This is a genomic window from Colwellia sp. BRX8-9 (genome assembly GCF_014077245.1).
In the GTDB taxonomy this organism is placed as follows: Bacteria; Pseudomonadota; Gammaproteobacteria; order Enterobacterales; family Alteromonadaceae; genus Colwellia_A.
In genome coordinates this window covers 149,127-161,157 of record NZ_JACGVN010000003.1, presented here as the reverse complement: position 1 = coordinate 161,157, position 12,031 = coordinate 149,127, and the positions used below count along the sequence as shown (strand labels likewise).

The following is a 12,031-nucleotide window of genomic DNA, read 5'->3' as shown; positions in this document are numbered from 1 at the left end:
GCTGGCTTTATTGATCTAACCATTAGGTTAGTTGTTAGCGGTGTAACAGTTGGAATCTTTGGTTGAGAATAAGTTTCTTGGTATATTGATGTTTTGGTCGACTGAGAATTTTTGCTGTGTCGCCCATCTCTACGACTTGTCCTTTGCTTAAAACCATTATCTTATCGCTAAAATGCCTAACAATACCTAAGTTATGAGAAATTAAAATATAAGCGAGTCCCATCTGTTCTTGTAAATCGAGCAACAGGTTAATCATTTGCGAGCGTAACGAAGGGTCGAGAGAAGCTAAGGCCTCATCTAATATAATCACCTGTGGTTGTAATATTATCGCCCGAGCTAATGATATGCGCTGTTTTTGACCACCAGAGAACATATGTGGATAAAAATTCATATGTTCAGCGAGCAAACCTACTTTTTGTAATGTTTCTCGTATTAGACAATGGCGGTCTTCTTCATTTAATTTGGTATTGATCAACAAAGGTTCATTCAGTAGTTGCCCAATGGTTAAGCTTGGGTTCAATGTTGTCCCAGAGTCTTGAAATATCATCCGTACATGCTGGCATCTTTGCTTAAAGTCTCCAGGTTGTAATGTTTGGCCATTAAGTTTTATGCTGCCCGTTGAAGGCAGTTCCGCACCAACCAATAATTTTGCTAAGGTTGATTTACCCGATCCTGTTTCTCCAACAATAGCCAAGGTATGGTGAGCTTGTACCTCAAATGAAATCGGTTCGAGTGCGGTAAAATATTTTTGATTAAACCATTTTCTGCCTATTCTAAACGACTTACTTAAGTTATTAACCTGTAATAATATTGGCATATTAATAACTTCCCTTTAGCGAGAAGTGGCAACTAAATTGATGACCATGATAGTTTGTTACCTTAGGTGCTACAACACAGGCCTGTTGCGCTCTAGGGCATCTTGGGCCTAATCGGCAACCTATAGGTAAATGTTGTAAAATAGGAATACTGCCAGGTAGCGCCATTAACCGTGATTTTGCTGGCAAGCCACTATTTGACTTTGGGCTACTATCAACGAGTGCTCGAGTGTAGGGATGAAACGGTTGTTCAAATATGTGCTTGGTGGTACCCGCTTCAACAAATTGTCCGCTGTACATCACCGTAATGGTATTTGTCCAATGTGTGACATTCTCAAGGTCATGACTTATCAATAATATCGACATGTTTTTTAATTGGTTTAAACTCGCCAATAGGCGAAAAATTTGCCCTTGATTGGTACTCTCCATTGCCGCGGTGGGTTCATCTGCAATGAGGAGAATAGGGCGTTTAGCGAGTGCCATTGCGATCATTACTCGCTGACATAACGCTTCATTAAGCTGATGAGGATATTTTTTTAAACAAATTTTATGCTGCTTAATACCGACTTTATGTAAGAGACTAATCGCGGTTTCTTTACGTTGTTGATTTTTTTGCCAAAAATAACCCGTTAATTGTTCGCCATCAACCGCCTCGGTAAGTTGCATCCCTATGGTCATCGTTGGGTCTAAGCACGCCATCGGCTCTTGAAATATCATCGCGACATCTTTTGAAATAATGGCTTTGCGTTCATCAACAGATAAGCGCATTAAATCTTTTCCTCGCCAGTGAAACCTATCAGCGTCAACATGCCACTTTTCATCAAGTACGCCGATAATAGCCTGAGCCAATAAAGATTTTCCTGAACCAGACTCTCCAACTAAACCACGAACTTCACCCTCTTTCATGGTTAAACTGACGCGATCAACCGCTAAAATAGGGTTAGTCGCTGATTTCAGCACAATAGACAAATTTCTGATATCGAGAAGGTTCATCAAGCTTCCTTACTGATTTTAAGGGCGTGTCTCATGCCTTCACCAACTAAATTAGTTGCCACCACGGCAAAAAGAATCGCCAAACCAGGTAGATAAACCGTCCACGGGGCAATATAGAATAAATCGATACCATTTTTTAGCATCGCCCCCCATTCTGCCATGGGAATTTGTGCGCCTAATCCAAGAAAGCCTAATGCAGCAATATCAAGTATCGCAGCAGACTGGGCTAACGTTGCTTGGCTAATTAATTTCTCTAAAACATTAGGAAAAACAGAATGATATAAAATTCTAAATGAACTTGCTCCGTCTAATCGTGAAGCCAGAACATAGTCTTTTCTGAACTCTTGAGTAACGACATTACGGGTTATATGAACAAATTGTGGGATAAGCACGATAATAATCGCCCATAAGGTATTGCTCAACCCTGGCCCCAAGATAGCGACAATAACAATTGCCAGCAATAAAGAAGGAATAGATAAAATCACATCAAGAAAATGGTTAAGAAAACTTGATTTTATTCCTGATGTTAAAGCAGATACCGAGCCAATAACACCACCAATACCTAAAGAAATAAGCACCACAACAAAACTTAAGCCAAAAGTCAGTGATGTGCCGTGCATTAAGCGAGACAACATGTCACGACCCAAATTATCGGTGCCTAATAAAAAACTGACATTACCATCTTCGTGCCATGCTGGTGGCAGTAATAAAAAATCTAAGTGATTTTCAACGGGAGTATAAGGTGTAATAAAAGGTGCAAATAAAGCGAGAATTGTTAAGAAAATAAAACAGCTAAAACCTATCATCACTACGGGTTTTACTTTGAAATTATGCCAAAGTTGCAGTAATGGTGAAGGAAACTCTTCCTCTAAGTATATTTTATCACGCGCCATTTCGACTCTCTCTTGCTAAAGGATTAAGTGCTGCATAGATAAAATCGATGACAATATGCACAATAAAAATAAAACTAGAAAGCGCTAAAAGCCCACCTTGAATTGAAGTGTGGTCACGCTGAAATATACTTTCTATTAACCATCGGCCGATGCCTGGCCAGCTAAAGATAACTTCAGTCACCATGGCAATAGTTACTAAGTTAGCAAACTGTAAACCAACATCTCGAATAACGTGCACCATAGCATTTCGTATCGCGTGATGATAAATAATTTGCTTAAAGCTTAGCCCTTTTGCTTTAGCCGCACGTATGTATTGGCTGTCGAGCACATCCATCATTGCCGTGCGAGCTAAGCGTACAAAGATGGTCGCTGGAGCTAGGGCGATAACACACGCAGGTAGAAATATATGTGCGCTGGCATCTTGAAAGGCTTGCCACTTATAAGGACTGTCACTTAATAAAATATCTATAAACTGTATGCCAGTAACATGTTCTATTTCAAACACTAAGCTGAGCTGTCCTGCTGATGGCAACCAACCTAATTGGATAGAAAAAATAAGAATGGCTAATAGGCCTAACCAAAAAACAGGAATTGAATAACCCAGCATAGAAATAGTTAAAATAATATTATCGGTAGCTTTACGGTGTTTAATGGCGGCAATAAAGCCAATAGGAATACCAAAGACCATAGCAATGAAAAGTGCCACTAAAGACAGTTCAATTGTCGCGGGTAAAAAGCGCATGATCTCGTTACTTATAGACAATTGGCTGGCCATTGAAATACCTAAGTCTCCCTGGAAAAGATGACTTATATACGAAAAGTATTGCTGAGCAATATTATTATTTGTTTGATACTGCTCAGCTAAAACTATCAATTGCTTAGGTGTCGCATTGATTTGCCCAGAAATATTGATTAACTGTTCACCAGGAAATAAAAAGCTCAAACTAAAAGACAGCAATGTCAGTAGAAACATGGTGAAAATGAATAAGTTTAGACGGCGTAGGGTAAATATCAGCATATTAGTTTTTACTCACCCTGCTAAAGTCGATGCCACCAAAGGGAGATAATAGTTCACCCTTAACAATGTTTTTCCTTGCTTGAAATCGTTTAGAGTGAGCAATGGGAATTAACGGCACTTCAGTTGAAATAATCGCTAACGCTTGACTATAAAACTTTTTACGTTGGGCCACATTTGTTGTTTCTAATGCTCGCTGTATTAAGTTATCAAACTTTTTATGACACCAAAATGTTCTGTTGTTACCACTTCTAGCCGATGAACAGCTCAACAGTGGTGTAAAAAAGTTGTCTGGGTCTGGGTGATCCGCCGACCAGCCTAATAAAACACTCTGATGCTCACCTTTTGACAGCTGTTCAAGAAAAGAGCCCATATCGAGAGAGTTTTCAATTAACACATTAATACCTATTTTCTTTAAATCGGCTTGAATTAACTTTGCCATAGTAACCGCGTCTGGATTATATGCCCGTTGTACCGGTAACGCCCAGAGGTTCATAGTAAAACCATTAGGAAATCCAGCCTCAGTTAGTAATCTTTTAGCTTCAGCTAAGTCAAATGTTTGCGGTAAAGTATTCTTATCATAAGCCCAAGAGGTTGTTGGTAATAAACTATGTGCTATATCGGCTCTAGATTGATAGACAGTATCAATAATGGCTTGCTTGTTAACGGCTAATGCAACGGCTTGACGTACTTTTACATTATTAAAAGGTGGCTTTAAGGTATTAAAGCCAAGATAACCGACATTAAAAGAAGTCACCGCTTGTAGCTCTAATTCAGGTTTACTTTTTATTTTGTTATGAGCAATGGGGAAAGCAATTACATCACATTCACCCGCTAATAATTTTGTTAATCGCCCTGTATTACTGGGCGTTATATCAAAAATAAGTTGCTCTAAAGTACTTGGTTGATCCCAGTACGTTTTATGGGGAGCATAGCGAATATAGGCGCCGGGACGATAATCTTTTAATTTAAAGGGACCCGTGCCAATGGGCAGCGTGTCTATTTCTCGCTTAATATTTTTTAACACTAAGGTGTCAGCATATTCCTTTGATAATATAACGGCAAAGTCACTGGCAATGTTAGCCAAAATTGAACTGTCTGCGTATTTGAACTTAAAACGTATAGTGTATTCATTGATTTTTTCAATACTTTCAACGACATTTGAAAAACTTACACTTTGAAAAAAAGGGTATTTTCCACCCGAAACTTGATGGAAAGGGTGCTTAGGTAATAAAATACGGTTAAAACTGAACAGTACATCATCGGCATTAAAAAAACGTGTTGGGGTAAAATAATCGGTTTGATGAAAGGCAACATTTTTGCGTAAATAAAAAGTAACCATTTTACCGTCACGCGTCACATGCCATGACTTTGCTAACGACGGAGCAATAGTGTTTTCTTCGCCTCTAAATGAAATTAATCGGTTATAGAGTTGATTAGACGTAGCATCAATGGTGGTACCAGAGGTAACCGTTTGCGGATTAAAACTTTCAGGAGAGCCTTCAGAGCAATAGACAATACTATGGTCAGTTAATGAGGGATCATTATCAATATCACATGCCGTTATCCAACATAAAAATGGCAAGGTCATTATCTTCAATAAATGTTTTTTAACAGCGAATATCGACATATAACTCAACTACCCTTCGTCTACTGCACTTTCTAATAAGTTATACTTTTTCAAGTAACCTCTTAGTTGATGATAGGTTAATTTGAGTGCGTCGGCAGTTTTCTTTTGGTTATACTGACAATTTTCTAAAGCTGATTGAATCAAATCAATCTCATAGTCTTGAGAAAGGTCTTTTAATGATAAAGGGAAGACCAATGATTGACTAACAGGCAACTGTTGATGGATTACCTCTTGGCGTTTTTCTTCGTTGTTCTCTTTATCAACACTCGGCGCTGCTACCGATATCCTGTCTTGGGTTTTAATACGCTGAGAAGGTCGGTAAGGTGACTCAAACGGGTCAATGACTAAGTCATGCACGGGTAAATGTGGGTTATTGCAACGATAAACACTACGCTCGACAACATTTTTTAATTCTCGTACGTTTCCAGGCCAATGATATTCAAGCATGGCACGTTTCGCTTTTTCAGTAAAACCGCTAAAGAGCTCAAATTCTAATTCGCGCGCCATGTTAATCGCAAAGCTTTCAGCTAACATCATGATGTCTTCAATACGTTCTCGAAGCGGTGGTAGGGTGATAACATCAAAAGCAAGTCGGTCAAGTAAATCTGCTCTAAATTCACCCGCATCGGCTAAGGTGGGTAAGTCTTCATTGGTTGCGGCAATTAAGCGCACATTGGTATTAATAGTTCTTGAGCCACCCACACGCTCAAACTCACCGTATTCAACGACTCTTAATAGTTTTTCTTGTATTAACCCTGAGGTATTGGCTATTTCGTCAAGAAAGAGGGTGCCATTGTCCGCACGCTCAAAACGACCTTCATGGCGTTTACTCGCGCCGGTGAATGCACCACTGTCATAGCCAAATAATTCTGTTTCTAATAAATTTTCATTTAATGCCGCACAATTAAGCTTTAAATAATTTTGATCCCAACGTTTAGATAAGTAATGAAGCCGAGCCGCAATAAGCTCTTTACCTGTCCCTCTTTCTCCAATAATAAGCACAGGTTTACTCAAAGGCGCTACTTGTGAGACTTGCTCTAAAACTTCAAGAAAATTATTTGCTTGTCCAAGAAGATTATCCTTTTGGTTAAAACGCGACATTACTTGACCTAATAATTGGTTTATTTCACTAACAAATAGTGTATTTTATTAATCACCAGGTTTGAAGTGTTTTTTTTAATTATAATAACTTTATTTAAAACATGAAGTTAAGTTAATAGTAAAACTTGGCGCAAAACATGAATAAAGAATATCAGTAACATTAAATTAAATTATTGAATGAGGAAGTTGTTATGGGTATTTTTTCTAGGTTTACAGATATTATTAATTCGAATATTAACAACCTGTTAGATAAAGCAGAAGATCCTGCAAAAATGGTACGATTGATCATTCAAGAAATGGAAGATACTTTAGTTGAAGTACGTTCGTCATCTGCTAAAATTTTAGCAGATAAGAAAGATTTATCTCGTCAAGCGACTCGTTTTGAAAAAGATGAGCAACAATGGCAAGAAAAGGCTGAACTAGCCTTAAGCAAAGGCCGTGAAGATTTAGCAAGAGCGGCGCTCGTTGAAAAGAAAAAGTGTGCTGAGAATGCATTGTCACTTTTAGATGAGTTGAACCACGTTGATGATCATATTGCTAAATTACAAAGTGAAGTTTCTCAGTTACAAGAAAAATTAGCGGATGCAAAAGTAAGACAAAAAGCAATTATCATGCGAGAAAAAACAGCGACGTCTCGTTTAAAAGTGAAAAAGAATATCGATAGTGGTCGAGTTAATGACGCACTGAGTCGCTTTGATAGTTATGAACGTAAAATTGATGATATCGAATCACAAGTTGAGTCCCTTGATTTAGGGAGCAAATCATTAGCAGATGAAATCTCTGATTTAGAATCTGATGAAAATATTGATGATGAATTAGCGCAATTAAAAGCTAAAATGAAATCAGATAAGAAAAACTAAATAACTCAGTTTGTGTTGAATAACTTATAAGGAGAAGTACTGTGGAAGAACTTATAATGGTTCCTGTCATCATTTTTATGTTGTTAGTTGCCCCTATTTGGTTGATTTTACATTACCGAAGTAAGCGCCAGATAACCCAAGGTTTTAGTGAAGAAGAGTACAAGCAATTATCTGAACTTTCTGAATTAGCCGATAAAATGACCGAGAGAATTAAAACGCTTGAAGCTATTTTAGATGCTGAAACACCTGACTGGAGAAGCAAGGTATGACAGACAAGCGCCGTGGTGAATTATACAGAAACTCGAGCCAAGGAAAAATTGCTGGCGTCTGTGCTGGTCTAGCTGATTACTTTGGCTGGGAAACATGGTTAGTGCGTATTCTAGTGGTTTCGGGTGTTTTACTAGGTATGGGTTGGTTTGTGGTTATTTATATTGCTGGTTGGTTTATTTTAGATAAAAAACCAGGCGCTACCGCTAAAAAACCACAACCAGCACAATCACAATATGCATCAGCTACCATGCACACAGAAGAAGAACTTTCTTCTGAGTCTATCAAGGTGAAGTCGCGTATTTGGCAATCTGGAGAGCCGCCTAAACAAGCTTTTCAGGATATTAGACATAAATTTAAATCCCTAGAAAGGGAAGTTCGAGCGATGGAGCATTATGTTACCTCACCTGAGTTTACTGTTTCTCGAGAAATCAATAAGTTGTGATCAACAAAAAATTAAAAAGCGGCTTTTGCCGCTTTTTTAGCTTGTTCGCTTAACAAATAGTTAAGCGTACGACTTGTCTTTGTGATTAAGTGTATCCATTAAATATTAATATAACTTTCAGTAAGATAATTCATGGCATTTATAAATAAAAAAAAGCTGAATAAATTAAAGCAAAAAGCGAGTGATTTATTAAATCGAACGCTCGACCAACACGTTACTTTGGCCGTTACAGGTCTCAGTCGTAGTGGCAAAACAGCCTTTATTACTTCTTTAGTCAACCAACTCGTTAATGAAAGCAATCATTCACAGCTTGGTTTTTTTAATGTTGTTCATCAAGGGCGCTTCATTGCCGCTAAACGAGTGCCTCAAAAGCATTTACACATTGGCCGTTTTGAATATGACCGAGCAATGTCAGCTTTTTCGCAAAATGAACCAACATGGCCTGAGCCGACCCATGGTATTAGTGAGATGCGACTTGCTATTCGTTATAAGCCCAAAGAGTCATTGTTGAAATATGCCAGTGATACAGCAACTTTATACCTAGATATTACTGATTATCCAGGAGAGTGGTTACTTGATTTACCGATGTTAAATCAAACGTTTGAACAGTGGTCACAACAAACAACAGCATTATTGCTTACCGAACCTAGGTTTAAATCAGCAGAAAGCTTTATAGAAAAAGTGAATCAAATAGATCCCTTTGCCAAGGTCGATGAGCAAAGGTTGGCTGACTTATCAAAAGAATATACTGAGCTTTTATTACACTTTCGTCACGAACTTGGTTTGTCGGTTATTCAGCCCGGACGCTTTATTTTACCTGGAGAATTAGCAGATGCGCCCATTTTGCAATTTTTCCCTTTCACTGCTTTTGAAACAATGGATAAAAATGCTTATCAAAATGCCAGTGATGACTGTTTAATCGGTATGCTAAGAGCAAGGTTTATTGAATATAAAGAACGTGTTGTTAAAGCTTTTTATAAAGAACATTTTGTTAATTTCGATAGACAAATTGTATTAGCAGACTGTTTAACTCCGTTAAATAATGGTCCTGAGAGTTTTGCTGATTTGAAAACAGCGATGACCATGATCATGGAAAGCTTTAGCTATGGTCAAAGTAGTTTGTTTTCTCGTTTGTTTGCGCCAAAAATTGATAAGTTATTATTTGCTGCGACCAAAGCTGACCATGTTACGCCAGAGCAACACCATAACTTAGTAAAATTACTCGACCAGCTTGTTTATCAAACTAAACATCAGTTAAATTATGATGTTATTGAAATGAAAACACTGGCGCTAGCTTCTGTTAAAACGACACAAGCAGGAACGAGTCGTTACCAAGGGCAAGACATTCCTGTGCTTCGTGGCAAACGCTCTGAAAATGGAGAGCTAATTACGGTTTTTCCGGGTGCGGTGCCGAGTAAATTACCCGAACAAGATTATTGGCAGCAAGAGACTTTTAATTTTATTAGCTTTGCTCCGATGGATCCGATTGGACAACATGAATGTCTACCTCACCTGCGTATGGACCAAGTAATGCAGTTTTTACTTGGTGATAAAATGAAATGAAATGATTGTTGATGTGTTGGCCGCTAAGCATAGTGCTTACCAGCCATCGATACGCATGGACCAAGTAATGCAGTTTTTACTTGGTGATAAAATGAAATGAAATGAAATGATTATTGATGTGTTGGCCGTTAAGCAAAGTGCTTACCAGCCATCGATACGCATGGACCAAGTAATGCAGTTTTTACTTGGTGATAAAATGAAATGATTGTTGATGTGTTGGCCGCTAAGCATAGTGCTTACCAGCCATCGATACGCATGGATCAAGTGATGCAGTTTTTACCCGGTGATAAATAAAATGATCGACCTTGATAAATATAAGAATGAAGCAAGTAATACAATTTTGCTTGGAGATAAAATAGATGAATGAACTCGATGAAAAATATCAACAGCAAATTCTTTTTGAAAATGATGAGTTAACGACAAAGAAAAGTCATTTACCTTCAAATGGCCAACAAGTTATTGTCGGTAATGACGATTGGCAGGCATCAGAAGATTTATCATTAATTAAGCAAGGGTATTTAAATGATGATAACCCACAGGAAAAAACTAGGCCTCGTTGGTTATGGCGGGTTGTAGGCACTGTTTTTGCTGGCGTTGTTATGGTAGAAACCTTTACATTTTTTCAACAGGGCTTTGCTCAATCTCCTATTTTAGCTGGTATGTATGGTGTTCTGCTCTTTGGTTTGTCAGTTATTGTTGGTTCAACGGCGATACGTGAGTATTCAGCATTAAGACAATTTAAACGCCAGCAAAGTACACAAGCAAAAGCAAAAGATATATTAGCAACTGACTTAGCTTCCCCTCGACATATTGACGCAAAAGCTTTATGTGAAAGCATTTCAGCAAACTTACCTTGTGATTTGATGTCTGAGCATGAAAAAAGTTGGCAGTCGTTGGTCAAAGAGGAATACAGTGATGAAGAGTTACTCCAATTATACTCCCGTGAAATACTCTCAAAAGTTGACGAGAAAGCATTAGATGAAGTCGCTAAATTTTCAACAGAAGCCGTAGTATTAGTTGCTTTAAGCCCGATTGCTCTTGTTGATATGATGCTAATGTTTTGGCGAAATTTACGGATGATTGACAAAATTGCCGGCCTTTATGGTTTAAAAATTGGCTACTGGAGTCGAATAAAATTAATTAAACAAGTTTTCGTTAACATGGCTTATGCCGGCGCGAGTGAGTTAGTCATTGATTTAGGAGCTGACTTGGTTGGTGCTGAACTATTAGGTAAATTATCTGCGCGCATGGCACAAGGACTCGGCGCGGGTATGTTAACGTCACGCTTGGGTATTCAAACTATTAAGCTTTGTCGACCCATTCCTTTTGAAGAAAACACCCCTAAAATAGCTCAAGTGAGGAAAAAAATACTCAGTCAGGTAAAAAAATTATTAATAAGGTAGTTTTATTCCTTGTGAGGAATAAATAAGTTGTTTTTATCTTATTGATTTTATTTGTTATTGTTTTTGTATTTACATTTTTGTAATTTTTTCTATACGCTATTATTGTCTGGTTAAATAATAGTCAGTTAGCGTTTGGTATTTTTCCCGTCAAGCTTGTTTTATTATCAGTGAAGAACATGACTCACTCATTGGTGAGTGAATAATGATAAAAATTAAAATAAGGTAATATCATGGGGATGGCGACGAAGTATATTTCGCGAGTTGCTGATGAAAATGGTCACATTCATTGGTCAGATGAAGAAAATAGCGTTTGGCAGGAATTGATCACTCGTCAATTAAAATGTGTTGAAAACAAAGCGTGTGACGAATATAAATTAGGCTCAAAATTATTAAATTTACCACATGACCGAATTCCACAGTTGGCAGAAGTTAGTAAAGTACTTAAAGAAACAACAGGTTGGCAGTGCGAGCCAGTACCGGCATTGATTGGTTTTGGTGCGTTTTTTAAGTTGTTATCAGAAAAAAAATTCCCAGTAGCTACTTTTATTCGCAGCCGAGAAGAGTTTGATTATCTGCAAGAACCTGATGTTTTTCATGAAATATTTGGCCATTGTCCTTTATTAACCAATAAGTCGTTTGCTGATTACACTGAGGCTTATGGAAAAATGGGTCTTAATGCGACTAAAGAGCAAAGAGTATTTTTAGCTCGTTTATATTGGTTTACGGTCGAGTTTGGTTTATTAGATACCCCTGAGGGTATTAAAGTTTATGGCGGTGGTATTTTGTCTTCACCGAGCGAAACCATTCACGCGACTGAAAGCGAGATTGTTGAACGTGAAAAACTTAACATACTTGACGTATTAAGAACGCCATATCGAATAGATGTTATGCAGCCTATTTATTATATGCTGAATAAAGTAAGTGATTTAGATGATTTAAGAAAGTTTGAAGTGGCTGATATTATGGAGTTGGTTGAGCAAGCACAAGCCTTAGGCTTACACCCAGCGAAGTTTCCAGCAAAAGAAATTAATAATGTGAGTTAAGGA

General features: G+C 37.9%; 13 protein-coding genes. 7 read left to right on the top strand and 6 right to left on the bottom strand.

Features of this window, described 5'->3' with window-relative positions; all coding sequences use genetic code 11:
• Positions 1-34 precede the first annotated feature (34 nt).
• The 6 genes from H4J70_RS03790 to pspF are packed head-to-tail and all read right to left on the bottom strand — an operon-like array spanning position 35 to position 6,447.
• Positions 35-817 (bottom strand): ATP-binding cassette domain-containing protein, encoded by a 783-nt coding sequence (locus H4J70_RS03790; protein ID WP_182214938.1) that lies wholly within the window; start codon positions 815-817, stop codon positions 35-37.
• Between the two features lies 1 nt (position 818).
• A complete protein-coding gene (locus tag H4J70_RS03785) occupies positions 819-1,808 on the bottom strand; it encodes an oligopeptide/dipeptide ABC transporter ATP-binding protein (RefSeq protein ID WP_182214940.1) in 990 nt (329 codons plus the stop codon).
• Positions 1,808-2,701 (bottom strand): ABC transporter permease subunit, encoded by an 894-nt coding sequence (locus H4J70_RS03780; RefSeq protein ID WP_182214941.1) that lies wholly within the window; start codon positions 2,699-2,701, stop codon positions 1,808-1,810. The genes H4J70_RS03785 and H4J70_RS03780 overlap by 1 nt, the downstream gene beginning before the upstream one ends.
• A complete protein-coding gene (locus H4J70_RS03775; protein ID WP_182214943.1) occupies positions 2,691-3,719 on the bottom strand; it encodes an ABC transporter permease in 1,029 nt (342 codons plus the stop codon). The genes H4J70_RS03780 and H4J70_RS03775 overlap by 11 nt, the downstream gene beginning before the upstream one ends.
• A 1-nt stretch (position 3,720) precedes the next feature.
• Positions 3,721-5,346 carry an ABC transporter substrate-binding protein gene (locus tag H4J70_RS03770; RefSeq protein WP_259364600.1) on the bottom strand — a complete coding sequence of 542 codons (1,626 nt, stop codon included), beginning with the start codon at positions 5,344-5,346 and terminating at the stop codon, positions 3,721-3,723.
• Positions 5,347-5,355: 9 nt separating this feature from the next.
• Entirely contained in the window at positions 5,356-6,447 is a 1,092-nt protein-coding gene (pspF, locus tag H4J70_RS03765; RefSeq protein WP_182250644.1) for a phage shock protein operon transcriptional activator, read from the bottom strand.
• Positions 6,448-6,638: 191 nt separating this feature from the next.
• Between pspF and pspA the strand changes: the two genes are divergently transcribed.
• The 7 genes from pspA to phhA all read left to right on the top strand — a co-directional run bounded on the left by pspA (position 6,639) and on the right by phhA (position 12,028).
• Positions 6,639-7,307: a phage shock protein PspA gene (gene pspA, locus H4J70_RS03760; protein ID WP_182214946.1), complete on the top strand. Its 669-nt coding sequence runs from the start codon at positions 6,639-6,641 to the stop codon at positions 7,305-7,307.
• A 56-nt stretch (positions 7,308-7,363) separates the two neighbouring features.
• Entirely contained in the window at positions 7,364-7,576 is a 213-nt protein-coding gene (pspB, locus tag H4J70_RS03755) for an envelope stress response membrane protein PspB (RefSeq protein ID WP_182214984.1), read from the top strand.
• Entirely contained in the window at positions 7,573-8,019 is a 447-nt protein-coding gene (pspC, locus tag H4J70_RS03750; RefSeq protein ID WP_182214948.1) for an envelope stress response membrane protein PspC, read from the top strand. The genes pspB and pspC overlap by 4 nt, the downstream gene beginning before the upstream one ends.
• Positions 8,020-8,151: 132 nt before the next feature.
• The gene (locus H4J70_RS03745; RefSeq protein WP_182214950.1) at positions 8,152-9,582 is read left to right on the top strand and encodes a YcjX family protein; all 1,431 of its coding nucleotides are present in this window, start codon (positions 8,152-8,154) and stop codon (positions 9,580-9,582) included.
• Between the two features lie 106 nt (positions 9,583-9,688).
• A complete protein-coding gene (locus tag H4J70_RS20445) occupies positions 9,689-9,787 on the top strand; it encodes a YcjX family protein (RefSeq protein WP_220470357.1) in 99 nt (32 codons plus the stop codon).
• Between the two features lie 154 nt (positions 9,788-9,941).
• Complete coding sequence (locus H4J70_RS03740) at positions 9,942-10,985, top strand: YcjF family protein (protein WP_182230115.1); 1,044 nt, start codon at positions 9,942-9,944, stop codon at positions 10,983-10,985.
• Positions 10,986-11,215: 230 nt separating this feature from the next.
• The gene (phhA, locus tag H4J70_RS03735) at positions 11,216-12,028 is read left to right on the top strand and encodes a phenylalanine 4-monooxygenase (RefSeq protein WP_182250643.1); all 813 of its coding nucleotides are present in this window, start codon (positions 11,216-11,218) and stop codon (positions 12,026-12,028) included.
• Positions 12,029-12,031: the final 3 nt, after the last annotated feature.

What these genes read in the sequence shown, in the direction of transcription:
- H4J70_RS03790 (WP_182214938.1), bottom strand. Translation starts at nt 817, where the DNA reads ATGCCAATATTATTACAGGTTAATAACTTAAGTAAGTCGTTTAGAATA.
- H4J70_RS03785 (WP_182214940.1), bottom strand. Translation starts at nt 1,808, where the DNA reads ATGAACCTTCTCGATATCAGAAATTTGTCTATTGTGCTGAAATCAGCG.
- H4J70_RS03780 (WP_182214941.1), bottom strand. Translation starts at nt 2,701, where the DNA reads ATGGCGCGTGATAAAATATACTTAGAGGAAGAGTTTCCTTCACCATTA.
- H4J70_RS03775 (WP_182214943.1), bottom strand. Translation starts at nt 3,719, where the DNA reads ATGCTGATATTTACCCTACGCCGTCTAAACTTATTCATTTTCACCATG.
- H4J70_RS03770 (WP_259364600.1), bottom strand. Translation starts at nt 5,346, where the DNA reads ATGTCGATATTCGCTGTTAAAAAACATTTATTGAAGATAATGACCTTG.
- pspF (WP_182250644.1), bottom strand. Translation starts at nt 6,447, where the DNA reads ATGTCGCGTTTTAACCAAAAGGATAATCTTCTTGGACAAGCAAATAAT.
- pspA (WP_182214946.1), top strand. Translation starts at nt 6,639, where the DNA reads ATGGGTATTTTTTCTAGGTTTACAGATATTATTAATTCGAATATTAAC.
- pspB (WP_182214984.1), top strand. Translation starts at nt 7,364, where the DNA reads ATGGTTCCTGTCATCATTTTTATGTTGTTAGTTGCCCCTATTTGGTTG.
- pspC (WP_182214948.1), top strand. Translation starts at nt 7,573, where the DNA reads ATGACAGACAAGCGCCGTGGTGAATTATACAGAAACTCGAGCCAAGGA.
- H4J70_RS03745 (WP_182214950.1), top strand. Translation starts at nt 8,152, where the DNA reads ATGGCATTTATAAATAAAAAAAAGCTGAATAAATTAAAGCAAAAAGCG.
- H4J70_RS20445 (WP_220470357.1), top strand. Translation starts at nt 9,689, where the DNA reads ATGATTATTGATGTGTTGGCCGTTAAGCAAAGTGCTTACCAGCCATCG.
- H4J70_RS03740 (WP_182230115.1), top strand. Translation starts at nt 9,942, where the DNA reads ATGAATGAACTCGATGAAAAATATCAACAGCAAATTCTTTTTGAAAAT.
- phhA (WP_182250643.1), top strand. Translation starts at nt 11,216, where the DNA reads ATGGGGATGGCGACGAAGTATATTTCGCGAGTTGCTGATGAAAATGGT.